Below are 24,836 nucleotides of genomic sequence, written 5' to 3'. Positions count from 1 at the left end.
GGGATGGCTCCCCGCTCACTGACTGCCCTGGCTCGCCAGGAACAGGCGGTAGGCGGGATCCTCGCTCACCTCTTTCCAGCCGTAGCCAATCTCGTGCAGGTAGTCGTGGAAAGCCGCCACGTCCTCGTCCGGCAGCTCGAAGGCGCAGAGCACCCGTCCGTAGTCGGCGCCGTGGTTGCGGTAGTGGAACAGGCTGATGTTCCAGCGACAGCCCAGGGTCTCGAGAAAGCGCATCAGGGCGCCAGGCTGCTCCGGAAACTTGAAGCTGTAGAGACGCTCACCGAGGGGCCGGGCCGGGCGGCCGCCAATCATGTAGCGCACGTGGTTCTTGGCCAACTCGCTCTCGGTCATGTTGACCACCGGATAACCGTTGCCGCCGAGTTGATCGATGATCTGGCCCAGCTCCTCGTCACCGCCGGTGAGGCGCACCGAGACGAACAGCGACGCCTGCTCGGCATCGGCGTAGCGGTAGTTGAACTCGGTCACCATGCGGGGCCCCAGCTGACGGCAGAAGTCGAGGAAGGCCCCCTTGCGCTCGGGGATGGTCACCGCCAGCATGCCCTCGCGCTTCTCGCCGATCTCGCAGCGCTCGGAAACGTAGCGCAGGCTGTGGAAGTTGACGTTGGCGCCGGACAGAATGGCCGCCATCCGACCACCCTTGACCTGCTCTCGCTCGCTGTACGCTTTGAGGCCCGCCAGCGACAAGGCCCCTGACGGCTCGGCGATGGCGCGGCAGTCGTCGAAGATGTCTTTGAGCGCGGCGCAGATCTGGTCGTTGGAGACGGTCACCACCTCGTCCAGATACTGGTTGCACAGCCGGAAGGTCTCCTCGCCGATGCGCTTGACCGCCACCCCGTCCGCAAACAGGGAGACCCGCTCCAGATTGACCGGCTCGCCGGCCGCCAGCGCGGCCTTGAGGCAGGCGGACCCCTCCGCCTCCACCCCGATCACCTTCACATCCGGCAGCAGCTGCTTGATGTAGACCGCCACCCCGGCGGCCAGGCCGCCGCCGCCCACCGGCACGAAGACGTGGGTGAGGTGGGTATCCTGCTCCAGCAGCTCCTTGCCGATGGTGCCCTGACCGGCGATCACCTCGACGTCGTCGAACGGCGGGATCAGGGTGTAGCCCTCCAACTCGGCGAGGCGGCGGCTCTCGCCGTAAGCCTCATCGAAGCTGTTGCCAAACAGCATGACGTTGCCGCCCTGACGGCGCACCGCGTCGATCTTGATGTCCGGCGTGGTCTTGGGCATCACGATGATCGCCTTGATGCCGAGCTTGGCGGCCGACAGGGCGACCCCCTGGGCGTGGTTGCCGGCGGAGGCGGCGATGACGCCGCGCTCTTTCTGCTCCTGGGTCAGGGTGGCGATCTTGTGGTAGGCGCCGCGCAGCTTGAAGGAGTGAACCGGTTGCAGATCCTCCCGCTTCAGGCTGACGTGATTGCCAAGCCGCTCGGAGAGTTTCTTCAGGGTTTGCAAAGGGGTGACCCTCGCCGCCTCGTAGACGGGGGAGAGCAGTACCTTGCGTAGATAATCCGCCGCAGAGACCATGGTTTATACCCCCGTCTCGTGGCGAAGGGCGCGCAATGCGCCCATATCATGACAGTTCATCCTCTCACTCCCCCAGCAGGGTGCGATCGCGCACCGCGCCCTTGTCGGCGCTGGTGGCGAACATGGCGTAGGCACGCAGGGCAAAGGAGACCTCGCGCTGACGATCGACCGGCTTCCAACCACGGGCAGAGACGGCGGCGCGACGAGCAGCCAGCACGCTGTCGGCCACCTCCAGCACCATGCTGCGGGCCGGGATGTCGATGTTGATGATGTCGCCATCCTCCACCAGACCGATAGTGCCGCCAGAGGCCGCCTCCGGGGAGACGTGGCCAATGGAGAGACCCGAGGTACCGCCGGAGAAGCGACCGTCGGTGATGAGGGCACACGCCTTGCCCAATCCCATGGATTTCAGATAGGTGGTGGGGTAGAGCATCTCCTGCATACCGGGGCCCCCTTTCGGGCCCTCGTAGCGGATCACCACCACTTCACCGGCTTTCACCGTGCCGTCCAGAATGCCGCTCACCGCGCTCTCCTGGCTCTCGAATACCCGGGCCGGGCCGCGGAAGGTGAGGTTCTCCTCGTCCACCCCGGCAGTCTTGACGATGGCCCCGTTGAGGGCGAGGTTGCCAGCGAGGACCGCCAGGCCACCTTCCTGGCTGTAAGCGTGATCGAAGGAGCGGATGCACCCCTCGGCGCGGTCCAGATCCAGCTCGGGCCAGCGGCAATCCTGACTGAACGCCTTGGTGGTACGGATGCCGGCAGGACCTGCACGGTAGAAGTCGTGAACCCCCTTGTCATTGCTGCGACTGACGTCATATTCGGCCAGCAGCTCTACCAGAGAAGTACCCAGCACGTTGCGGGTATCCCCGTGCACCAGGCCCGCTTTTTCCAGCTGACCCAGGATGGCGACCACGCCGCCGGCGCGGTGCACGTCTTCCATGTGGTACTTCTGGGTGGAGGGCGCCACCTTGCAAAGCTGGGGCACCTTGCGGGACATGCGGTCGATGTCGGCCATGGTGAAGTCGACACCCGCCTCCTGGGCTGCCGCCAGCAGGTGCAGCACGGTGTTGGTGGAGCCGCCCATGGCGATGTCGAGCGCCATGGCGTTCTCGAACGCCGCCTTGGTGGCGATGTTGCGCGGCAGTGCCGAGGCATCGTCCTGCTCATACCAGCGCTTGGCCAGAGTGACGATACGCTGGCCCGCCAGCTTGAACAGCTGCTCGCGATCGGCGTGGGTCGCCAGCAGGGAGCCGTTGCCCGGCTGGGAGAGACCCAGTGCCTCGGTCAGGCAGTTCATGGAGTTGGCGGTGAACATGCCGGAGCAGGAGCCGCAGGTGGGGCAGGCGCTGCGCTCGATCTGATCGCTCTGTGCATCGGAGACCTTGGGGTCGGCACCCTGGATCATGGCGTCCACCAGATCCAACTTGATGATCTGGTCGGAGAGCTTGGTCTTGCCCGCTTCCATGGGGCCGCCGGAGACGAAGATCACCGGGATGTTGATGCGCAGGGCAGCCATCAGCATCCCCGGGGTGATCTTGTCGCAGTTGGAGATGCAGACCATGGCGTCGGCGCAGTGGGCGTTGACCATGTACTCCACCGAGTCGGCGATGAGTTCGCGGGACGGCAGGGAATAGAGCATGCCACCGTGGCCCATGGCGATGCCGTCATCCACGGCGATGGTGTTGAACTCCTTCGCGACCCCGCCAGCCGCCTCGATTTCGCGGGCGACCAGCTGGCCCAGATCCTTGAGGTGGACGTGGCCCGGCACGAACTGGGTGAAAGAGTTGACCACGGCGATGATGGGCTTGCCGAAATCCTGATCGGTCATGCCGGTGGCACGCCAGAGGGCGCGGGCCCCGGCCATGTTACGTCCGTGGGTGGTGGTGGCGGATCTCAACTTCGGCATTGTCTCTACTCCCTGAATGCCCCTGGGGCGCATTGTCTTTCAACATGAATGTGTGATTCGCGGATCGGGAATCGATCCTGGTGAAGGCACCTCGGGGAGCCTTCACCGGAAGCGACTCGGGGAGGCGTGACGCCTCCCCGCTATCATCAGTCGTTGACCGGCGTCAGCCAGCCCCACTTGTCTTCGGTCTTGCCGTTGAACAGGCCGAAGAAGGCGTTCTGCAACTGCTCGGTCACCGGGCCACGGCAACCGGCGCCCACCTTCATCCGATCCACCGAGCGCACCGGGGTCACCTCTGCGGCGGTGCCGGTCATGAAGATTTCGTCTGCGACATAGAGCGCCTCACGGGGCAGCGCCTGCTCGCGTACCTCGTAACCCAAGTCGCGGGCCAGCGTCATGATGGTGTCGCGGGTGATGCCGGGCAGGATGGCGGCGGTGGCGGGCGGGGTGAACAGCACGCCGTTCTTCACCAGAAACAGGTTCTCCCCCGCCCCTTCGCTCAGATAGCCGTTCACATCCAGCGCCAACCCCTCGGCGAAGCCGTTGCGCTTGGCCTCGCGGCTGATGAGCTGGGAGGAGAGATAGTTGCCCCCCGCCTTGGCACCGGTCGGGATGGTGTTGGGAGCGAGCCGGTTCCAGGAGGTGACGCACACATCCACCCCGTTTTTCAGCCCCTCTTCACCGAGGTAGGCGCCCCAGGGCAGGGCCGCGACCATGAGGTCGGCCTTGGCATCCAGCGGCGGATGCAGCCCCAGCCCCACGTTGCCGACAAAGGCCAGCGGGCGCAGGTAGCCGCTCTTCAGGCCGTTCTCGCGCACCACGGTGCGGCAGGCTTCATTCACTTCGGACTCGCTGTAGGGGACGTCCATCCAGTAGATCTTGGCGGAGTCGAACAGGCGGCGGGTGTGCTCCTGCAGGCGGAAGATGCAGGTCCCCTTGGGAGTGTCATAGGCCCGCACCCCCTCGAACACCGAGGAGCCGTAGTGCAGGGCATGGCTCATGACATGCACCTGGGCATCCTGCCAGGGGACCAGCTTGCCGTTGAACCAGATGTATTGGGGGTGGGCGGCGGATTGGGAAGGCTGTGACATTGGCTTGGCTCCTTAAGCTCTGATCCGGGGTTGCTGTTCCAGTGCATCGACCCGGGAGACATCCACCAGCTTGACCAGCTGGCACCACAACTGCTGGATGGGACGTACCGATTCGACAGTAACCGTGATCCGCAGCTGTTGGCAATCCTGCTCCATGTTGAGGGCACAGAGATTGAAACCGCGGTGACGGACCACCCGCAGCACCCGTTCCATCACTTCGGGTCTGGGTTGGGCATGGATTTCCAGGGTGCTGGTATTGAGCTGGTTCATGGGCGTTGCTCCATCATCTTGTGGTTGGCGACTCCTGGCGGAACCAGGGGCCAGACATTTTCTTCCTCTGAAATAGCCACATGCAGCAGATAGGCACTCTCGCTCGCCAGCAGGCGATCCAGTGCCGGACCTATCTCTTCCTTGCATGTGATGGTCTCGCCGGGAATGCCGAAGGCGGCAGCCAGGGCGACGAAATCGGGGTTGTCGGACAGATTGGTCTCGCTGTAGCGACCGTCGAAGAACAGCTCCTGCCATTGGCGCACCATGCCGAGGCGCTGGTTGTCCAGCAGCACCATCTTCACCTTTAGCCGGGCCCGGCGGATGGTGCCGAGCTCCTGCACGTTCATCATGAAGGAGCCGTCCCCGCTCACCAGCACCACCTCGTCATCGGGGCGCGACATCTTGGCGCCGATGGCGGCGGGCAGGCCGAAGCCCATGGTGCCGAGGCCGGCACTGGAGAGGTGGTTGCGCGGGCTGGTGAAACGCATGTGCTGGGCCACCCACATCTGGTGCTGACCCACGTCGCAGGCCACCACGCTGGTGTCAGGCAGCTGGCTTGAAAGCTCTTTGAGCAGAGCCGGGGCGTAGATGGCCTGAACCGGATGGTCGTAGCGGAAGGCGTATTCCCGAGCCATGGTGGCGCAGTGCTCGCGCCAGGGGTCGAGGGTCAGCGTCATCGCCAGGGCGGGCAGCACACGCTTGAGATCCGTGGTGATCCCCACATCGGCGGCGCGGCGCTTGCCGAACTCGGCGGCGTCCACATCCAGGTGGATCACCTTCGCCTCGGGGGCAAATTCCTCCAGCTTGCCGGTCACCCGATCATCGAAACGGGCGCCTACCACCACCAGCAGATCGCACTGCTGTACCGCCAGGTTGGCGGCCTTGGTACCGTGCATGCCGAGCATGCCCAGATAAACGGGGCTGTCGGGGTCGAGGGCACCTATCCCCTTGAGGGTGGTGACCGCCGGCATCCCCGTGGTGGCGGCAAAGTCGCGCAGCTGCTGCTCGGCATTGGCCATGCCCACCCCACCACCGACGTAGAGTACCGGACGCTCGGCACCGGCCAGCAGGGTGCGGGCGGCCGTCAGCTCGGCCTGATTCAGGGGCTCGGGTTCCTCCACGGCAAACAGCGGGCTTTGAGAAGGAACGGCGGCCAGCTGCACATCCTTGGGCAGGTCGATGAGCACGGGACCCGGACGCCCTTCGGTGGCGATGGCGAAGGCTTCGGCAATGACCCGTCCCAGATCCGCCGGGTCCGTCACCATGAAGGAGTGCTTGGTGCAGGAAAGGGACATGCCGAGCACGTCCACTTCCTGAAAGGCATCGGTACCGACGGCGGCGCAGGGCACCTGGCCGCTGATGGCCACCAGCGGTACCGAATCGAGCAGTGCCTCCGCGAGGCCGGTGACCAGGTTGGTGGCGCCGGGGCCAGAGGTAGCGATGCAGACCCCCACCTGACCGGAAGCGCGGGCATAACCCACCGCAGCCATGGCGGCACCCTGCTCGTGGCGGCAGAGCTGATGGGCCAGGCCACCGTCATACAGGGCGTCGTAGACCGGCATGATGGCTCCGCCCGGGTAACCAAACACCTGGGTCACACCCTGTTTCTTGAGAGCCTGTACCAAAAACTGCGCGCCGTTCATGTGGAAAATCCTGTCCTTTGGTCGAAAAAAAAACCCCCGGGCCGTGAGGCTCGGGGGTCGCTTGTTTCGTTCTGTCCGGTGGTGGGTCTATCCCTTGTTCCGTGCAGCCAAACGAGCCCCGAGCGGTGAGATAATAATCACCACTAGGACCACAATAATGCTGACGAAACGGGAGGCCATGTTCATAGTTACAACCGGAAATCCTGTGAAATGGGAGCGGAGCTTGCCGCGAATGGCTATTAGAACTAGCACGGTGATTTTTATTGGGCAAGCACTTTTTACCTGACAAGACTCTGATTTTGACTGCTCTGAAACCTGACGACTGGAAAAAAAACTAATAAAAAACGGTTAACCAGCATTTACATCAAACCAAGGACGGTATTTATGTCATTAGCTGTTGTTTATAGCCGTGCCAGCCTGGGGATAGCGGCGCCGCAAGTCACTGTGGAAGTGCACCTCTCCAACGGCCTGCCCGCCTTCAACATGGTGGGGTTGCCGGAAACCTCGGTGAAAGAGTCGCGGGATCGGGTGCGCAGCGCCCTGCTCAACGGCAATTTCGAATTTCCGGCCAAGCACATCACGGTCAACCTGGCCCCTGCGGATCTGCCCAAGGAGGGGGGCCGTTTCGACCTGGCCATCGCCATCGGCATTCTCGCAGCATCCAAGCAGATACCCGCAAAATACCTGCTCGATCACGAATTTTTAGGGGAATTGGCCCTGACGGGCGAGATCCGCCCCGTGCTTGGGGTGCTCCCCTCGGTGCTCGCCTGCCGCGACGCGGGGCGCACCCTGCTGGTCCCACGGGAGAACGGTCCGGAGGCTTCCCTCATACAGGATGCCGAGGTGCGCACCGCCCACCAGCTGCTGGCGGTCACCGCCTGGCTGGCGGGCCAGTACGAACTGCCGCTGCCGGAACCCCAGAGCGCGGAGACCCTGCCCGACGTGCCGGATCTGCAGGACGTGATCGGTCAGTCCCAGGCGAAGCGGGCGCTGGAGATCGCCGCCGCCGGCAGCCACAACCTGTTGTTCATCGGCCCCCCCGGCACCGGCAAGAGCATGTTGGCCAGCCGTCTGCCCGGCATTCTGCCACCGCTGAGTGAACAGGAGGCGCAGCAGACCGCCGCCATTCACTCCATCGGCGGCCTCACCCCCCGCGCCGGCCACTGGCACCACAGGCCGTATCGCACGCCCCATCACAGTGCCTCGGCGGTGGCGCTGGTGGGCGGGGGTACCCATCCCAGGCCTGGCGAAATTTCCCTCGCCCACAACGGGGTACTGTTTCTGGATGAACTGCCGGAGTTCGAGCGCAAGGTGCTCGACTCCCTTCGCGAGCCGCTGGAGACCGGGCACATCACCATCAGTCGTGCCGCCCGCCAGGTGGATTTTCCCGCCCGCTTCCAACTGGTGGGTGCCATGAATCCCAGCCCCTGCGGCCATTATGGCGACGGCCAGACCCGCTCCAGCCCGGATCAGATCTTGCGCTATCTGGGCAAGCTCTCCGGCCCCTTTCTCGATCGGTTCGATCTGACGGTAGAGGTCCCGCTCTTGCCCAGGGGGAGCCTGACCGGCAAGGCGGAGCGGGGGGAATCGAGCCAGCAGATACGCGAACGGGTGCTGGGGGCGCGAGAGCGCATGCTGAGTCGCAGCGGAAAACTCAACAACCTGCTGGATAGTCGTGAAATCGAAGATGTTTGCAGATTATCGCCACAGGATGCCGAGTTTCTGGAGGGTGCCATCCAGAAGCTGGGGCTCAGCATCCGGGCCTGGCACCGCATCCTGCGGGTATCGCGCACCATCGCCGATCTGGCGGGACACGCCACTATCGAGAGAGCGCATCTGATCGAAGCCCTGGGCTATCGTGCCATGGATAGGCTGTTGTCACGGCTGCGCGGGGGCCAGTGAGCGGGGAAACGGCAGCAGCCACCTCCCGACCCGGAAAGGGCGCCACCATGGTCTAGTCGTGGGCCGGCTGATATTATGGCAACAGATCTGACCACTTGGTTGCCATCCACCGATACGAAGACGGATTCCACCATGCTCAACAAGCTGATAGAGCGACTGCGCGGCAGCCTCTCGACCCTGCTCTATTTCATCAACACCCTGTTCTGGTTTGTCCCCGTCCTGCTGCTTGGCCTCATCAAGCTGCTGCTGCCCTTCAAGGGGGCGCGACGTCTCTGCAACACCCTCCTGGACGGCTGCGCCACCCACTGGATAGGTTTTAACAATCTGATCCAGAAAACCATCATCAACACCCCTTTCGATGTGGTCGGAGTGGACAAAGGGCGCCGGAATGAGTGGTATATGGTGATTGCCAACCACCAATCCTGGGTCGACATACTGGTATTGCAGCGGATTTTTAATCAAAAAATCCCCTTCCTGAAGTTTTTCCTCAAGAAAGAACTGATTTGGGTACCTTTTCTCGGTCTGGCCTGGTGGGCGCTGGATTTCCCATTCATGCGGCGTTATTCCCGAAAATTTCTGGAAAAGCACCCACATCTGAGGGGAAAAGACATAGAAACCACGCGAAAGGCCTGTGCCAAATTCCGCCACATTCCGGTGAGCGTGATGAATTTCGTCGAGGGCACCCGCTTCACCGCCAGCAAGCACGACAAACAGGGCGCTCCCTATCGTCACCTGCTGCACCCGAGGGCGGGTGGCGTCGCCTTCACCCTGGCGGCCATGGGGGATCAGCTGCACAAACTGGTGGATGTCACCATCGCCTATCCAGGCGGCATCCCCAGCTACTGGGACTTCATGTGCGGTCGAGTCAGGGAGATCAAGGTTCGGGTCCGCTTTCTGCCGATCGAACGCAATCTGGTGGGGGATTACTTCAATGACCCCGAGTTCCAACAAGAGTTTCAGCAGTGGTTGAACGGGATCTGGTGCGAGAAAGACCAGACCCTGGGCCAGCTACTGGCGGACAAGACGCAGTAAGACACTCATGCTAAGCCTGCTCCCCGGCCCCCTGGTGCTGCTCATCAGCACCGGCCTGGCCATATTGTTTACCGCCCTGTGCGCCAGCCTGATCCTGCTGGTGTCCCTGGCCAAGCTGCTGCTCCCCGTGCCGGCCTTCGGTCGTGCCTGCAGTCGCCTCAACAACCGTTTCATGCGCCTGTGGCTCGGCTGCAACGCCCTGGTGATCCGCCTCACCACCCGCATCGACTGGCAGGTGGAGGACGACACCCGGCTACGCAAGGATGGCTGGTATCTCATCATCAGCAACCACCTGAGCTGGACCGACATCGTCGTGCTGGGCCATCTCTTCCGCGACCGGCTGCCGGTGCCCAAGTTCTTCATGAAGCACGAGCTCATCTACATCCCGCTGCTGGGGCTCGCCTGCTGGGGGCTGGACATGCCCTTTATGCGCCGCTATTCGAGAGAGTTTCTGCTGCGCAATCCGCACCTGCGGGGCAAGGACATCGAGACCACCCGCAACGCCTGCGAGAAGTTTCGCCACATCCCCACCACCGTCATCAACTTCGTGGAGGGGACCCGCTTCACCGAACAGAAGCGTGACGCCTCCCGCTCCCGCTTTCGCCACCTGATGCCGCCCAAGGCGGCCGGGCTCGCCTTCACCCTGGCGGCCATGGGCGATCAGTTCGACAGCCTGATCAACGTCACCATCAGCTACCCGGACAACACCGAGACCCCCTTCAAGGACTTCCTGATGGGGCGGATGAAGCGCATCCGGGTGCGGATCGAGGAGCTGCCGGTGGACGAGCAACTGGTAGGGGATTACTTCAACGACAAGCAGTTCAAGCGCGGCTTCCAGGAGTGGCTGAACCAGCGCTGGCAGGAGAAGGACGAAATACTGGAAGGCTGGCAGCGGGCTCAGGCGCCCATCCCATTGACCGCCAAGGAGAGCGCCGACGCCAGTTCGGGCAGCTGATCCTCGCTGAACACGGCGATGCCGTGGCGGCGCAGCAGGGCGGTGGTCTTGCCCTCGCCCGCCACCGAGACCCCTTCGAAGCGGCCGTTGTAGATACGGCCGCTGCCGCAGGAGGGGCTCCCCTCTTTCAGCAGGGCGAAGCGAATGCCCTGCTGCTGGCAGAGCGCCAGCGCCAGGGCGGCGCCGCGATCGAACTCGGTCGTCACATCCAGCCCGCTTTCGGTGACTACAGACTCACCCTGCCGCTCGGCGGGTGGTCGCGGGGTCGGCAGCCCCCCCGCCACCTCGGGACAGAAGGCCAGCACCCGCCCCTCCGCTCCCAGCGCCTGCAGCCAGTCGCTGACAATCCCCTTGCTCTGGCCGTCGTAACGCACTGGCTGCCCCAGCAGACAGGCGCTCACCAGCACCTTGTGCATTCCCGTCTCTCCCATGCTTTCACTTCCTGTGTGAGGTGCCAGTGCACCAGACCCGCTATGGGGCGACAATCCGGCTTTCGCAGACATCGGCTTATGCTTCCGCACCGTGCATCACCTGATCGAACATGACGCAACAGGGGGTCTCCAGCCGATAGAGGATAGCGGGACGTTGCTTGCCGGTGCGCTTGCGCCCTGTGTCCACCAGGATGTCGGCACGGTGGAGCCGCTTGCGAAAGGCGGCCGTGTTCATGGGGGTCTGCAGGACGATCTCGAACGCCCGTTGAACCTCGGAGAGGGTGAATTCCGCCCCCAGCAGATGCAGCGGCAGGGTGCTGTAACGGCTCTTGATGCGCAGCCGCTCCAGCCCCATGGCGACCAGCTTGCCGTGATCGAAGGCGAGTTGCAGGCCGGGCAGATCGTCCAGAGGATGCCAGCGACCGCGCACCGCCCCCCCATCGGGATCCGCCAGACAGAGATAGACGAGGGTGGTGGACCAGCCGCGGGGATCCCGCTCCAGGTTGCCGAGGGTACAGACCTGCTCGCTGTAGCAGTGCTCCAGCCCCCACTCTGCCAGCAGGCGATGGCGAGCCGCGTCCAGATCCCGATCCCGGGTCTCGTCGATGCGCAGGGCCGGCAACTGCCAGCAGTGGGCAAAGGGGGGGCGATCCCGGGTCTCGAGAAGCAGTTCGAGCCGCTCCTCGCGCAACCGCAGCACCACCATATCCAGACTCATTCTCGGCATCCTGGTCGACCTGCTCGCCTTCTAATAATGTTTGGTAGATAATATCACAAGAATATTATGTGAAGGAGCCATCCATGGAAATCATCGCCAGCCTGGATATTGATGCGCAGAAGGGATTCACTCCCCTCTGCCCGAACGAGCTGCCCGTCGCTGGCGGGGATACCATAGTGGCGGCGCTCAATGCCCAGGCTGCCCTCGCCACCCTGCGAGTCGGCAGCAAGGACGCCCACCCCGCGAACGCTGCCTGGGTCGTGAGCGAGCCGGCCGCCATGCTGCAACCGCTGGATCTGCCCAACGCCGACCTCACCTGGCCGGCCCATTGCGTGCCGGGCACCCCTGGCTTCGAGCTGCTCGACGGCCTGCCCGCCCCCATCGACTACGACTTCTTCGTCTGGAAGGGGGTCGAGCCGGATCTGCACCCCTATGGCGCCTGCTACCACGACCTCGCCGAGCGTCGCAGCACCGGGCTTATCGAGTTCCTGCAGGCCCGCGGCGTCGCGACCGTGCTGGTCGGCGGCCTCGCCACCGACTACTGCGTCAAGACCAGCGTGCTGCAACTGCTCCGCGCCGGCTTCCGGGTCATCGTCCACCTCGATGCCTGCCGCGGCATCGCCCCCGAGACAATCGACCAGGCCCGCACCCGGATGATCGAGGCCGGCGCCGAGCTGGCCCAGACCCTGGCCGATGTACAACGCCTGCTGGACGCCTGATATGCCCCCGATCCTCAACAGCCTGCTCGACACCGATGCCTACAAGCTGCACATGCAGCAGGCTGTGTTCCATCGCTACCCGGATGCCGAGGTGGTGGCCGAATTCCACAGCCGCAACGAAGAGGATCTGCTGCCCATGATGGGCGAGATCGAGGAGCAGCTGCGCCTCGCCGGCTCCCTGCGGCTGACCCGACCCGAGCTCGATTTTCTGGCCGAGCGCCCCTTCTTCACCCCGGATTATCTGGATCACCTGCGCCGCAAGCCGCTGGATGCCTCCCTGCTCAAGGTGTTCGAGCAGGATGGCCGCATCAATGTGCGGGTCGAAGGGCCCTGGCAGGACGTCATCCTGTGGGAGATCCCGGTGCTCGCCATCATCAGCGAGATGCGCAACCGCTTCCGCTACCCCCAGTTCGGCGTCAGCCAGGCACTGGAGCGGCTCGACCAGAAGATCGACAAGCTGGAACGGGAGCTGAGCCGGGAGGAGATGACCGAGTTCAACCTCATCGACTTCGGCACCCGCCGCCGCTTCTCCCATGCGGTGCAGGATGCCGTGGTGGGCCGCCTCCAGGATCGGCTGCCGGCGTTTCGCGGCACCAGCAACTACCAGCTGGCCCAGAAATACCGGCTGCCGGCGGTGGGCACCCAGGCCCACGAGTGGTTCCAGGCTCACCAGCAACTCGGCTTCCCGCTGGAACTCAGCCAGCGCGCGGCCCTCACCAGCTGGCTGGACGAGTTCACCAACCACCTCGGCATCGCCCTGACCGACTGCATCACCATGGATGCCTTCCTGCGCGACTTCGACTTCGAGCTGGCGAGCCGATATCAGGGGTTGCGCCACGACTCCGGCGATCCCGTGGTCTGGGGCGAGAAGGCCATCAGCCACTACCAGCGCCTCGGTATCGATCCCGCCACCAAGACGCTGGTCTTCTCCGACGGCCTCGACCTCGACAAGGCAGTCCGGCTGTTCCGCCACTTCAGTGGTCGCATCAACACCAGCTTCGGTATCGGCACCAAGCTCACCTGCGATCTGCCAGGCGTCACCCCGATGAACATCGTCTTCAAGCTGATGGAGTGCAACGGCGGCCCGGTCGCCAAGATCTCCGACAGCCCGGGCAAGACCCTGTGCCGGGACGCGGACTTCATCCGCAACCTCAAGCAGGCCTTCCACGTCGGGGTATAAGACGCCTTTTTGAGTGTCCCATCTTGCGCACTGCGCCGATGGCCCCCTACCATGACTCACCTGAAAGGTCCGGCCCCCGTCGGACCTTTCGCTTGTTCGAACGCCAGACCACAAGGAACCACTCATGACCTCCAGATGGATATTCGCCCTCACCACCCTGCTCGCCAGCCTGAGCGCCGTCGCCGCCGAACCGCTGCGGGTCTCCGCCATCCCGGACGAAGCCCCCACCGAGCTGCAGCGCAAGTTTGCCCCCCTGGGTGACTACCTGGCCGAGAAAACAGGCCGCGAGGTGGTGTTCGTGCCGGTCAACGACTACGCCGCCGTGGTCGAGGCGCTGGCCGCCGGCAAGCTGGACATGGCCTGGCTCGGGGGCTTCACCTATGTGCAGGCACACCGCCGTGCCGACAAGGTGGTACCCCTGGTGCAGCGTCAGGAAGATGCCCAGTTCACCTCCAAGTTCATCGCCAATGCCGACAGCGGCATCAAGACCCTGGCCGACACCAAGGGCAAGGACTTCGCGTTCGGCTCCCCCTCCTCCACCTCCGGTCACCTGATGCCACGCCACTTCCTGGCCGAGCAGGGCATCAACCCGGAACGTGACTTCGCCCACGTCGCCTTCTCCGGCGCCCACGACGCCACCGTCGCCTGGGTCGCCTCCGGCAAGGTGCCGGCCGGTGCGCTCAATGCCTCCGTGTGGGAGAAACTGGTGGAAGAGGGCAAGGTCGACACCACCAAGGTCAAGGTGATCTGGACCACCCCGACCTACTTTGACTACAACTGGACAGTACGCGGTGATATGGATCCGGCCCTGCAAGAGAAGATCAAGCAAGCCTTCCTCAGCCTGGATCCGGCGGTGCCCGCCCAGGCCGAGATCCTCAAGCTGCAACGCGCTACCCGCTTCATCGAGACCAAGCCCGAGAATTACCTGGGCATCGAAGCCGCCGCCACCCAGGCCGGCCTGCTGAAGTGATCGCCGTCGCGCTGGACGGGGAAGGATTGCGGCTCGGCCAGAGCCGCATCCTGCAGCCGTTCAACCTGCAGATAACGGCAGGCGAGTGCGTGGCCATCATAGGGCCGAGCGGCGCGGGCAAGACCAGCCTGCTGCGGCTGCTCGGCACCGAGCTGCGCGGCGAAGGCAGGCTCACCCTCTGGGACCAGGATCCCTGGACCCTCTCCACCCGGGACCGCCAGCGGCTGCGCAGCCGGATCGGCATGGTCTGGCAGCAACCGCCGCTGCCCGCCTCCCAGCAGGTGGTGACCGCCGTGCTGGCCGGCCGGCTCGGTCAGTGGTCCCTCGGCCGTTCCTTACTCTCCCTGCTGCGCCCCTGCGACCCCGAAGGCGCGCTAGCCGAGCTGGCGCGCCTCGGCCTCGCCGACAAGTGGCAACAGCGCTGCGGCGAGCTCTCCGGTGGCCAGTTGCAGCGGGTCGGCATCGCACGGGTGCTCTATCAGCAGCCGGATCTGATCCTGGCGGACGAGCCCGTCTCCGCCCTCGATCCCGTGCTCGCCCAAGGCAGCCTGGATGCCCTGCTGGCACAGGCCCGCGCCCGGGGCAGCACACTCATCGCCAACCTGCATGCGGTCGAGCTGGCGCTCGGCCGTTTCCCCCGCATCATCGGCCTGCGGGAGGGGCGAGTGCTGTTCGACTGTCCGGCGGCGGCCGTCACCCCGGCCATGCTGGCCGAGCTCTACGCCGGTGATGACGAGGCGGCGGCGTGTTCAATTTGACTAGCCGCTGGCGCCATCCCCTGCCCTGGTTGCTGCTGCTCATCGGCTACAGCCTGTGGCAACAGGCCGACGGCTGGCTCGGCCTGTTCGACGGCCAGAGCTGGCGGCAGATGGGCAACTTCCTCGCCACCAGCTGGCCGCCCCGCATGGATCGGGACTTCCTCGTCCTGACCCTGACCGCGACCCTGGAGAGTCTGGCGGTGGCGACATTGGGACTGGCGGGCGCCCTGCTGCTCGGCGTGCCGTTCGCCCTGCTCGGCTCCCGCGCCCTGTCGCTGGCCGAACTGGGGCCGGTGCCCAGCCCGCTGCGCGGCGCCTTGCGGGCCCTCTCGCGCCTCGTCGCCATCGTGCTGCGCAGCCTGCCCGAGCTCATCTGGGCGCTGCTGTTCGTGCGTCTGTCGGGGCTCGGGCCGCTCGCCGCCATCCTGGCCATCGCCGTCAGCTACGGCGGCATGCTGGCCAAGGTCTACAACGAGATCATGGAGAGCGGTGCCCTGCAACCGGCCCGCGCCCTGCTGCTGGGCGGTAGCGGCCGGCTGCAGGCGCTCTGGTACGGCGTGCTGCCTGCGGTGCGTCAGGAACTGCTCTCCTACACCGTCTACCGCTGGGAGTGCGCCCTGCGCGCCTCCGTCATCATGGGCTTCGTCGGCGCCGGCGGGCTCGGTCAGCAGCTCGAACTCTCCCTGCGCATGTTTGCCGGTGGCGAGGTGGTGACCCTGCTGCTGGCCTTCATCCTGCTGGTGACGCTCGCGGATGGCCTCAGCGCCTGGCTGCGCCACAGCCGCTCCCCCGGCCTGCTGTTGCTGATCTGCCTGGGGCTGGCCGCTGTCCTCGCGCTGTATCAGCTCGACTGGCGCATGCTGAGCTTCTCACTGGGGGGCCTGGGCACCTTCCTGGGGGAGTTTTTGCGACCGGACTGGTCATGGCCCTTCCTCAAGACAGTGGCTATGGGCCTGCTCGATACGGTGCAGATGGCGCTGCTAAGCACCCTCTTCAGCGCCCTGCTGGCCCTGCCGCTGGCCTGCCTCGCGCGCCACTGCTGGCCGCTGCGGCTGCTGTTCAACCTGCTGCGCTCCGTGCCCGAACTCATCTTCGCCAGCCTGCTGGTGATCGCGGTCGGACTGGGGCCGGTGGCGGGCATACTGGCGCTGACCCTGCACACCACCGGGGTGCTGGCGCGGTTGTTCGTGGAGACCCTGGAGAACGCGGATCCCGCCCCTCGCCTCGCCTTGCAGCTGAGCGGGGCCTGCCCTACGGCCTGCTTCTGGTACGGGGTGTTCCCCCTGGTGGCGCGCCAGTGGCTGGCCTACAGCCTCTATCGCGGCGAGATGAACCTGAGGGCCGCCACCATACTCGGCGTGGTTGGCGCCGGCGGCCTGGGACAGCAGCTCTATGTCTCGCTCAGCCTGTTCCGCTACGACCAGACCGCCACCCTGCTGCTGGCCATACTGCTGCTGGTCTGGCTGGCGGAGGCCCTCAGCCGCCGCACCCGTTTGCCTCGCCCGGCCCCCAGCCAGCGGGATTGCCAGATCTGAGGCCCGCCTTGCATGGCCCTGATAAACAAAAAGCCCGCCGGTTTGCACCGGCGGGCTTTTTTTCACGAGGTCAGTCTGGATCAGTCTTTCTTCGCCAGCAGGAATTTCACCAGCTGGTTGAACTGCTCCTGGGAAGTGATGGATTCGATTTTCACCATGTATTTGCCGTTGACCAGGAAGGCCGGCACACCGCGCACATTGTAGCTCTCGGTGTTGCGATCGAACTGGGAGACCATGCCGGAGACGGCGAAGCTGTCGACGGCACCGTCGAACTCCTCGGCCGGCACGCCATTGTCCACGAAGACCTGCTTCACGTCGGCGCGGCTCTGGGGGATCTGGCGCTGGGTGTGGATCTTGTCGAAGATAGCCGGGGTCAGCTTGCCTTCCACGTTCAGCAGATTGGCGACGGCGTAGGCACGCTGCATCTCGGGGCCCATTTCACGGCCCAGGAAGGCCACCGGGTTCTTCTTCATCGGCACGCCTTCCGGCAGGCTCTTCTTCAGATCCTCGGCAATCGGCTCGAACTTGGCGCAGTGCGGGCAGAAATAGGAGAAGAACTCCATCACTTCCGGCTGGGCGCTGCCGGTCTGGCTGACCACGTCATAGTTGACACCTTCCTTGAATTGCGGGGCGGCGTGAACCATGGGGATCATCAGCATGGCAGCGAGGAAAAATAGTACTTTTTTCATGACGTTTCCTGTTAAGGGATCACTGTGAGGCACGCCCGGCGAACCGAAGCAGTCCAAGCCTATTGCCTCACCCTCGTGCCGTCAATGGCAAAGGCAGACAGGCGGGACCGCCATCCCGCCTCCCACGGGCACCTTGCCGCTGTGGCAATGGTGCGGGCGACACCACCAACGGACGCCCCGTGGCGTGGCGATCTGCCGGGCTCACGCCCCTACCACTGCGGCATCAGGCTGAGCGGCGGGGCCTTCAATGCCTCGAGCTGATCATGCAGGGTCGCAATCTGCTGGCGCCAGTAGTGTTCGGTGTTGAACCAGGAGAAGTGGCGGGGGAAGGCGGGATCTTCCCAGCGTCTTGCCAGCCAGGCCATGTAGTGGACGATGCGCATGGCACGCAGCGGCTCGATGAGCGCCAGCTCCCGCGGGTCGAACTCCATGAACTCCTCATACCCCGCCAGCAGGGTATCGAGCTGGATCTGCTGCTCATGACGCTCCCCGTTCAGCATCATCCAGAGATCCTGGATGGCAGGGCCGGTGCGGCAATCGTCGAGATCGACAAACAGGGGGCCGTCACGCCACAGGATGTTGCCCGGGTGGCAGTCCCCATGCAGGGAGATGCGCGCCACATCCAGGGTCATGGCGTCGCATACGTGCCGGATCAGCTCGTCCAGCACCCCGAAGAAGGACTTGGCCAGCCCGCTCGGCAACCACTCGCCTGCCGCCAGCAACTGACGCGGCTCGTGCAGCATGCTCTCCACATCCAGCGGAACCCGGTGATGAAAGGCATGGCTGGCACCGACGCTGTGGATGCGACCGAGGTAACGCCCCACCCACTCCAGCTGGTCCAGGTTGTCCACCTCGAACTGACGCCCCCCAACGCTCTGCCAGATGGCAAACGGGTAGCCCTGATGCTCCAGCAGGGTCTCGCCGGCAAAGGCAATGGGAGCGGCGACCGGGATCTCAGCTTCACAGAGGCGAGCGGCAAACGCGTGCTCCTCCAGGATCTGGGCCCGGCTCCAGCGACCGGGGCGGTAGAACTTCACCACGTAGCGACGGCGATCCTCATCCTGGAACTGATAGACGCGGTTCTCATAACTGTTGAGCTCGATAAGGCCGGAGTCGATGCGCAAGCCGCTGAGATCGATGGCATCCATGATGAGATCGGGATTGAGGTCGGAATAGTTGAAACGCATGTCATCCACCATAGAAAAGGGGCGCTGTTGCGCCCCATTCTATCACCACTGTCTGCCGTTGCCGTGCATGGCGGTGCGCCTTGCCGTCACAACCTGCTGATAAACTTGCTCGGTTGGCGCAAGGTCCCCTTGCTGTCATCCGGCGCCGCGCCTTCCCGCTTGAGCACGAACTGGACGTCCAGAGTGGGCCGCTTCAGGTTGAAGGGATCCACCGCCAGGCTCACCGGCAGGGTATAGATCTCGCCCGCCTTCAGTGTCACCTCGCGGGGTCCGAACCACTGGTACTCCGGCAGCCCTTCCACGTCCAGCCGGTAGGTCTGGGAGTTCAGGGTCTTGTTGAGGATCTTCAGGGTATAGGTGTTCTCGATGAGCCCTTCACTGTTTTCCCGGAACAGCTGGTTGCGATCCCGCAGGATGTCGAGCCCCATGGGCATGATGGACATGGCGTTATAGACGAAGACCCCCAGCATGACGACCATCACCAGGCCATAGCCAATCAGCTTGGGCCGCGCCACCTGGGTTTCACTGTGGGCCAGCTTGTGCTCGGTGGTGTAACTGATGAGCCCCTTCGGATACCCCATCCGCTCCATGGTCTGATCGCAGGCGTCGACACAGGCGCCGCAGTTGATGCACTCGTACTGCAGGCCGTCACGGATGTCGATGCCGGTCGGGCAGACCTGCACGCAGAGGTCGCAGTCGATGCAGTCCCCCAGCCCCAGAGCCTTGGGATCGGCCTTGCGACCACGGGCGCCGCGGGTCTCGCCACGCTGGCTGTCATAGCCGACGATGTAGGTGTCCTTGTCGAACATGGCGGACTGGAATCGGGCATAGGGGCACATGTGGATACACATGATGGCGCGCATCCAGCCGGCGTTGCCATAGGTGCAGGCGGCAAAGAACAGCACCCAGAAGATGACCCAGCCTGCCGCCTGCAGGGTGAAGAAATCGGGCACCAGGTGGAAGACATCCTGGAAGTAGGCGACGAAGGTCAGCCCCGTACCCAGCGACAGCAGGAGCCAGGCCAGGTGCTTGGCCCCCTTGCGGGCCAGCTTCTCGGCGGTCCAGGGCGAGGCATCCAGCTTGCGGCGCTTGTTGGCCGCCCCTTCCAGCTTCTCTTCGAACCAGATGAACATGAAGGTCCACACCGTCTGCGGGCAGAGATAGCCACACCAGACCCGGCCGAGGAAGGTGGTCACGAAGAAGAGCCCGAAGGCGGCGATCATGAAGATCCAGGCCAGCAGGGTCAGGTCCTGCGGCCAGATGGTGGCACCGAAGATGTGGAACTGCTGGTGCTCCAGATCGAACAGCACCGCCTGACGGCCGTCATAACGCAGCCAGGGCAGGAGGACAAAGAGCGCGACGAAGAACCAGCCCATGGCCTTGCGCACCCGCTGCCAGTAGCCGGTCTGGGAGCGGACATAGATGCGGTTGCCGGGGTTGAACCTGTCATCTCCCGCCTTGAAGGTGTTGGGATTGAAGGTCCCGGTGACGTCACCGGTCACATCCTTGATGTCGATCTTGTCCTTGTCGGCCATTGCAACACATCGCTCCACTCATATTGTTATGAAAGCGATTATATCTTAAACAACCTGCTAATTGTGTGGGTTAAATGTATCTATAGTTCGAGTCCCGTCGCAATTTCAGGCAACAAAAAAGGCCCATAGCCAGTTGACTATGCGCCTTTTCACAGATTCTCTTGAAACCTTTCTCTGATGGCGATGTGACGGCCGGATTACTTGATGCCGCGTGCCTTGAGCAGGGCCTCCTTGAAGTCGGGCACGTGATCCTTGGCCAGCCCCGGGATCATCGCCTGCTTGTCGGATTCCCGCATCTTGAGGTGGTAGATCAGCATGTCGTCGGTCAGTGCGGACAGGGGACCGTCAAATCCCGCCTCCTCGGCCAGTTTGGCAACAAACTGCACCAGGCTGAGATCCTGCTCCTTGATCCAGGCAGGCTGCAGCAGTTCCAGCAGCTCTTCGATACGATGACATTGCATAGACGACCTCTTTAATCTGTCTTGTGAAACTCAGGCAACCTTACCCATCAAGGCTACTTCGATACGATCCCGGCCATTATGCTTGGCCTGATAGAGCGCCGCATCCGCTTTCTGGATAAGCTCGGCAATGGAGTGATGCTGATCCGGCACCAGGGTCGCCACCCCGAAGCTGCAACTGACCCGCCCCGAGACCCGGGATTTGTGGTGGGGAATGCCGAGGGCTCGCAACGAGGTACGCACCTGCTCGGCGATCTGCATGGCCCCCTGCAAGGTGGTGCAGGGCAGCAGCAGGGCGAACTCCTCTCCGCCGTAACGGGCAGCGAGATCGTCTTCCCGCCGCAGCACTTCGGCCAGCAGGCTCGCCACCTGTTGCAGGCACTGGTCCCCCACCTGATGACCATAGTGATCATTGAACTGCTTGAAGTAGTCCACATCCACCAGCACCAGAGAAAGAGGCGCCCTGGCACGGTGGCAGCGACGCCAGGCGCGCGCCAGGGAGTCGTCGAGATGGGCCCGGTTGGCGATGCCGGTCAGACCGTCGAGGCGGGACGTGAGCTTGAGGTGCTCGGAGACCGCCTTCAGCTCGGCCACCAGATCCGCATTGGAAAAACTGTGGTAGAGAGAGGCCACCTGATCCCGCCGCAGGCGCCGCAGCAGGGTGGGCAGAAAGACGAACAGATACCCCGCCAGCATGCAGGAGACGATACGCTCCTGGGTGTTGCCGCCACTGAGCTCGAACAACATGGCAAACCCGAGGGGCAGCACGGCCCCATAGAGGGTACGACGGCTGCCGAACAGCATGATGGCGCTGCCGGTCAGGATCAGGCTGGAGAGCATCATCATGGCGGCACGATAGGTGTCGGGCAGCTTGTCCATATAGAGCAGCACGCCCAGTGCCCAGACGATGGAGGTGATGGTCACCCCGACAAAGAGTTCGCGCTCGAGCACCGGCAGCGGAAGCTCCGCCAGCCTGGGCTGGCGCCAGCGCAAATGCCACCAGCGCCCCAGCAACAGCAGCAGGACCAGACCGAGCCAGCCCAGCGACTCGCTGGCCGGCAGGTAATCGTGGAACAGCAGGCTCCAGCTGATCGCCAGCAGCCCCAGGCAAGGCAGGCTGAAGGAGGCGTGGGTATAGAGCTGGACCATGATGGCCCGCCGCACCTGATATTTCACACTCTGTGTCAACTGGGTACTCCCTGTACAAGAGCCGCACAGTTTAACACTCCCCTTTCCTGCTCAACAATCAATCGACCGCTATTAAGCTGCCACTCAGCGCGTCCTCTCCCGCACAGGCCCCGACAGACCCTTTTCTGCAGGGTCGAATGGCGCAGCCCTCCCTCACCCTTTCTCCAGCTCGTCGAGGATGGGGCACTGGGGATTCGCATCTCCGTGACAGCAGCTCACCACCTCCTCGAGGGCGCTGAGCATGGCTTGCAAACCGGCGATGCGGGAGCGCAGATCGACAATTTTCTCCTGGGCCAGCTTCTTCACCTGGGCACTGGTTCTGTGCTCGTCCCGATAGAGCGCCAGCAGCTCCTGACACTCCTCCAGATTGAAGCCGGTCTCCCGCGCCCGCTTGACGAACCGCAGCTCCCGCAAGGAGGCATCCGTATAACTGCGATACCCATTGTCGCTGCGGACCGGCGACGAGATGAGGCCGATGCTCTCGTAGTAGCGGATGGTCTTGGCGGTCAGGCCGGTGGCCTTGGCGACCTTGCTGATGTTCATGAATGACTCCTTTGGGATTCAGATGCACGCAGGCTGCCCGCCCGGGGCTGCCAGCGCTTCAATAACAGGGAATTGCTCAAGACGGTGATGCTGCTCAGGGCCATGGCCGCCCCCGCCAGCTCGGGACTGAGGTAACCCAGTGCCGCCAGCGGAATGCCGATGATGTTGAACACGAAGGCCCAGAACAGGTTCTGCTGGATGGTGCGCCAAGTGGCCGCCGAGATGTCGATGGCATCGGCCACCAGCCGCGGATCAGACCGCATGAGGGTGATGGAGGCGGTCTCCATCGCCACGTCGGAGCCGGAGCCCATGGCGATACCCACATCCGCCGCCGCCAGCGCCGGGGCGTCGTTCACCCCGTCTCCCACCATGGCGACCAGCCCGCGGGTTTGCGCCCGCAGCGCCTCGACTTTTTCCACCTTGCCGGCTGGCAGCACGGAGTCAAAGGCCCCGTCCAGCCCCAGTTTGGCGGCGATATGGGCCACCGGCGCCGGCGCATCTCCGCTCACCAGCCAGCTGGCGATGCCGCGCTGGCGCAGGGTGGCGATGGCATCCGGGCTCTCGGGGCGCAGGGTATCGGCCAGCGCGGCGATGCCAGCCACCACGCCGTCGATGGCCACCCAGACCCGGGTCGCGCCGTCGGCAGGCTGTTGATCCTGCGCGGGCACCTCAATACCGAGCTGGGCCAGCAGGGATCCATTGCCGATGGCGACTGCGTGACCGGCGACCTGACCGACAATACCGGCACCGACCCGCACCTCGACCGCGTCGGGCTGGGGCAGCATCGCCTCTTTGCCGACCGCCTCGCGCATGGCCAGCGCCAGCGGGTGTTCGCTCGCCTGCTGCAGAGCGGCAGCGAGGCGCAGTTGCTCATCGTTGCCGCTCCAGCTCGCCAGCACGGGCCTGCCCTGAGTGAGCGTACCTGTCTTGTCGAAGATGAGCGCCTTGATGGCGTGGGCCTTCTGCAGGGTATCGACATCTTTTATCAGAATGCCGTGGCGCGCCGCCACCCCGGTACCGGTGACGATGGCCGCCGGCGTCGCCAGCCCCAGCGCACAGGGACAGGCGATCACCAGCACGGCTACCGCCGCCAGCAGCGCCTGACCGAAGTCGCTGGTGATGGCGTACCATACCAGCAGGGTGAACAGGGCGATGGCCATCACCACCGGCACGAACACGGCGGAGACCTTGTCCACCAGCTGCTGCAACGGCGCCTTGCCCATCTGGGCGTTCTCCACCAATGCGATGATCTTGCTGAGGCTGGAGTCCTCCCCCACCGTGGTGGCTTCAATTTCCAGCACGCCGGAGCGGTTGATGGCGCCGCCCAGCACCTTGTCGCTCTCACCGCGCGGCACCGGCAGGCTCTCGCCGGTGAGGATTGACTCGTCCAGCTCGCTCTCGCCGCTCACTATTCTGCCATCCACCGGCACCCGCTCCCCCACCAGCACCAGCAGCCTGTCGCCGCGCAGCACCTCGTCGATGGCGACGCTCTGCCAGCGCTCGCCGCGCCAGACGGTGGCGGTTTCCGGCCGCAGCGCCATCAGTTCGCGAATGGCGGACTGGGTGCTGCGTCTAGCTCGCGCTTCCAGCAACTTGCCGAGGGAGATCAGGGTAATGATGATGGCGCTCGCCTCGAAATAGAGCTGGCCGCTGGCAGCCATCCCCAGCGTCAACAACAGATAGAGACTGTAGAAGTAGGCGGCGCTGGTGCCGGTGGCCACCAGCACATCCATGTTGGCGGAGCGGTTCTTGATGGCGAGCCAGGCGCCGCGATAGAAGCGGGCCCCGATCCAGAACTGCACCGGGGTGGCGAGCAGCAGCTCCAGCCAGGCGGGCAGATGCCAGGGGAACAACCCGGCCATGGCCAGCATCCCCACCAGCAGCGGCAGGGTAAGCAGCGCCGAGACGATGACCCGGGTTTGCGCCTGACGGGCGCTGGCGGCCTCCTGCGCTTCCCGCGCCAGCAACTGCTGGCGGCGGCCGCTGGCCGAGCCCTGCGCCAGTTGGGCGCCAAAGCCGAGGGCCTCGATCTGCTCGCGCAGGGCCGCTGGCGTCTGCATCCCGGGTACCAGCACGATACGAGCCTGCTCGATGGAGAAGTTGACGTCGGCGGAGATGACGCCGGGCAGCGCCGCCAGCATCTTGTTCAGGCGGGCCGAGCAACCGGCACAGGTCATGCCGGTGATTTGAAACAATATGGTCTCACTGCCGTAGTCATAACCCTGCGCCTTGATGCTCTCCAGCACCGCCGGCAAACGATCGGGGCTGGCAAGGTCGATGGCGGCTTGCTCCAGTGCGAAGTTGACGGTCGCCTCGACCCCCTCCAGCTTGTTGAGGGCGGTCGTGATGCGGCCGGCGCAGTTGGCGCAGCTCATGCCGCTCAGCGGCAACTGCAGATGAATGGGTGATTGAAGATGAGTGGTCATGTTGTTCCTCCCCGGAACCCGTCGGCACCACAAAACGCCGACTGGCAAACCCTAACCTTTACTGTAAGGGTAAGCTCAAGCCACATGATCCACTTTTTGCAGATGGAAAAACGGCGCCCGTTTGCTGCCAGAGAACAAACGGGCGCCGCCTT

22 protein-coding genes are annotated in these 24,836 nt (G+C 64.2%); 8 read left to right on the top strand and 14 right to left on the bottom strand.

All coding sequences use genetic code 11. The annotated features are described in order from the left end of the window. Window positions 1-15 precede the first annotated feature (15 nt). From ilvA to ilvG, 5 genes are all read right to left on the bottom strand, one after another. Window positions 16-1,548: a threonine ammonia-lyase, biosynthetic gene (gene ilvA / locus C2U37_RS08335; RefSeq protein WP_041211987.1), complete on the bottom strand. Its 1,533-nt coding sequence runs from the start codon at window positions 1,546-1,548 to the stop codon at window positions 16-18. Between the two features lie 64 nt (window positions 1,549-1,612). Then, window positions 1,613-3,454 carry a dihydroxy-acid dehydratase gene (gene ilvD / locus C2U37_RS08330; RefSeq protein WP_043153414.1) on the bottom strand — a complete coding sequence of 614 codons (1,842 nt, stop codon included), beginning with the start codon at window positions 3,452-3,454 and terminating at the stop codon, window positions 1,613-1,615. Between the two features lie 146 nt (window positions 3,455-3,600). Then, the gene (locus C2U37_RS08325) at window positions 3,601-4,545 is read right to left on the bottom strand and encodes a branched-chain amino acid transaminase (RefSeq protein ID WP_039039680.1); all 945 of its coding nucleotides are present in this window, start codon (window positions 4,543-4,545) and stop codon (window positions 3,601-3,603) included. A gap of 12 nt (window positions 4,546-4,557) precedes the next feature. Next, window positions 4,558-4,815 (bottom strand): acetolactate synthase 2 small subunit, encoded by a 258-nt coding sequence (gene ilvM / locus C2U37_RS08320; protein WP_052815777.1) that lies wholly within the window; start codon window positions 4,813-4,815, stop codon window positions 4,558-4,560. Next, window positions 4,812-6,458 (bottom strand): acetolactate synthase 2 catalytic subunit, encoded by a 1,647-nt coding sequence (gene ilvG / locus C2U37_RS08315; protein WP_104452106.1) that lies wholly within the window; start codon window positions 6,456-6,458, stop codon window positions 4,812-4,814. Before ilvG ends, ilvM begins: the two co-directional genes overlap by 4 nt. Window positions 6,459-6,842: 384 nt before the next feature. Here ilvG and C2U37_RS08305 point away from each other — a divergent pair, with 384 nt between their 5' ends. The 3 genes from C2U37_RS08305 (at window position 6,843) to C2U37_RS08295 (ending at window position 10,347) form a co-directional block, all read left to right on the top strand. Next, on the top strand, window positions 6,843-8,360 hold the full coding sequence (locus C2U37_RS08305; protein WP_052815775.1) for a YifB family Mg chelatase-like AAA ATPase: 1,518 nt from the start codon (window positions 6,843-6,845) through the stop codon (window positions 8,358-8,360). Between the two features lie 132 nt (window positions 8,361-8,492). After that, on the top strand, window positions 8,493-9,392 hold the full coding sequence (locus tag C2U37_RS08300) for an acyltransferase (protein ID WP_052815774.1): 900 nt from the start codon (window positions 8,493-8,495) through the stop codon (window positions 9,390-9,392). A gap of 7 nt (window positions 9,393-9,399) precedes the next feature. Then, the gene (locus C2U37_RS08295; protein ID WP_052815773.1) at window positions 9,400-10,347 is read left to right on the top strand and encodes an acyltransferase; all 948 of its coding nucleotides are present in this window, start codon (window positions 9,400-9,402) and stop codon (window positions 10,345-10,347) included. Here the strand turns inward: C2U37_RS08295 and C2U37_RS08290 are convergent. Together C2U37_RS08290 and C2U37_RS08285 are read right to left on the bottom strand one after the other, a co-directional pair. Next, the gene (locus C2U37_RS08290; RefSeq protein ID WP_052815772.1) at window positions 10,290-10,778 is read right to left on the bottom strand and encodes a DUF523 domain-containing protein; all 489 of its coding nucleotides are present in this window, start codon (window positions 10,776-10,778) and stop codon (window positions 10,290-10,292) included. The two genes, C2U37_RS08295 and C2U37_RS08290, sit on opposite strands and share 58 nt — an antisense overlap. Before the next feature lie 76 nt (window positions 10,779-10,854). Further along, window positions 10,855-11,505: an NUDIX hydrolase gene (locus tag C2U37_RS08285; RefSeq protein ID WP_029314880.1), complete on the bottom strand. Its 651-nt coding sequence runs from the start codon at window positions 11,503-11,505 to the stop codon at window positions 10,855-10,857. A 74-nt stretch (window positions 11,506-11,579) separates the two neighbouring features. On the opposite strand from C2U37_RS08285, the gene C2U37_RS08280 reads away from it, so the two are divergent. From C2U37_RS08280 to phnE, 5 genes are all read left to right on the top strand, one after another. Next, entirely contained in the window at window positions 11,580-12,215 is a 636-nt protein-coding gene (locus tag C2U37_RS08280) for a nicotinamidase (protein ID WP_104452105.1), read from the top strand. 1 nt (window position 12,216) lies between these two features. Then, window positions 12,217-13,395, top strand: coding sequence for a nicotinate phosphoribosyltransferase (pncB, locus tag C2U37_RS08275; protein WP_104452104.1), 1,179 nt, complete (start codon window positions 12,217-12,219; stop codon window positions 13,393-13,395). Between the two features lie 124 nt (window positions 13,396-13,519). After that, complete coding sequence (locus C2U37_RS08270) at window positions 13,520-14,365, top strand: putative selenate ABC transporter substrate-binding protein (RefSeq protein WP_043153390.1); 846 nt, start codon at window positions 13,520-13,522, stop codon at window positions 14,363-14,365. Next, window positions 14,362-15,123 (top strand): phosphonate ABC transporter ATP-binding protein, encoded by a 762-nt coding sequence (locus C2U37_RS08265; RefSeq protein WP_043153387.1) that lies wholly within the window; start codon window positions 14,362-14,364, stop codon window positions 15,121-15,123. The genes C2U37_RS08270 and C2U37_RS08265 overlap by 4 nt, the downstream gene beginning before the upstream one ends. Continuing rightward, window positions 15,111-16,658: a phosphonate ABC transporter, permease protein PhnE gene (phnE, locus tag C2U37_RS08260; protein ID WP_104452103.1), complete on the top strand. Its 1,548-nt coding sequence runs from the start codon at window positions 15,111-15,113 to the stop codon at window positions 16,656-16,658. Before C2U37_RS08265 ends, phnE begins: the two co-directional genes overlap by 13 nt. 80 nt (window positions 16,659-16,738) lie before the next feature. On the opposite strand, the gene C2U37_RS08255 is transcribed toward phnE, so the two are convergent. From C2U37_RS08255 to C2U37_RS08225, 7 genes are all read right to left on the bottom strand, one after another. Next, window positions 16,739-17,347 (bottom strand): thiol:disulfide interchange protein DsbA/DsbL, encoded by a 609-nt coding sequence (locus tag C2U37_RS08255; protein ID WP_010676095.1) that lies wholly within the window; start codon window positions 17,345-17,347, stop codon window positions 16,739-16,741. A gap of 209 nt (window positions 17,348-17,556) precedes the next feature. Further along, window positions 17,557-18,546, bottom strand: coding sequence for a serine/threonine protein kinase (locus C2U37_RS08250; RefSeq protein WP_039039688.1), 990 nt, complete (start codon window positions 18,544-18,546; stop codon window positions 17,557-17,559). Window positions 18,547-18,620: 74 nt separating this feature from the next. After that, the gene (gene ccoG / locus C2U37_RS08245) at window positions 18,621-20,069 is read right to left on the bottom strand and encodes a cytochrome c oxidase accessory protein CcoG (RefSeq protein WP_104452102.1); all 1,449 of its coding nucleotides are present in this window, start codon (window positions 20,067-20,069) and stop codon (window positions 18,621-18,623) included. Between the two features lie 197 nt (window positions 20,070-20,266). Then, window positions 20,267-20,530: a YihD family protein gene (locus tag C2U37_RS08240; protein ID WP_010676098.1), complete on the bottom strand. Its 264-nt coding sequence runs from the start codon at window positions 20,528-20,530 to the stop codon at window positions 20,267-20,269. Between the two features lie 30 nt (window positions 20,531-20,560). Continuing rightward, on the bottom strand, window positions 20,561-21,715 hold the full coding sequence (locus C2U37_RS08235; protein WP_039039690.1) for a GGDEF domain-containing protein: 1,155 nt from the start codon (window positions 21,713-21,715) through the stop codon (window positions 20,561-20,563). Between the two features lie 153 nt (window positions 21,716-21,868). Continuing rightward, on the bottom strand, window positions 21,869-22,258 hold the full coding sequence (gene cueR / locus C2U37_RS08230) for a Cu(I)-responsive transcriptional regulator (RefSeq protein ID WP_010676100.1): 390 nt from the start codon (window positions 22,256-22,258) through the stop codon (window positions 21,869-21,871). Next, on the bottom strand, window positions 22,255-24,684 hold the full coding sequence (locus tag C2U37_RS08225) for a heavy metal translocating P-type ATPase (RefSeq protein WP_104452101.1): 2,430 nt from the start codon (window positions 24,682-24,684) through the stop codon (window positions 22,255-22,257). Before C2U37_RS08225 ends, cueR begins: the two co-directional genes overlap by 4 nt. Window positions 24,685-24,836: the final 152 nt, after the last annotated feature.

It is taken from the genome of Aeromonas sp. ASNIH1, from assembly GCF_002934285.1.
Taxonomy (GTDB): Bacteria; Pseudomonadota; Gammaproteobacteria; order Enterobacterales; family Aeromonadaceae; genus Aeromonas; species Aeromonas caviae.
Note: the sequence above shows the minus strand (reverse complement) of the source record. Positions and strands in the feature narration are given on the sequence as shown.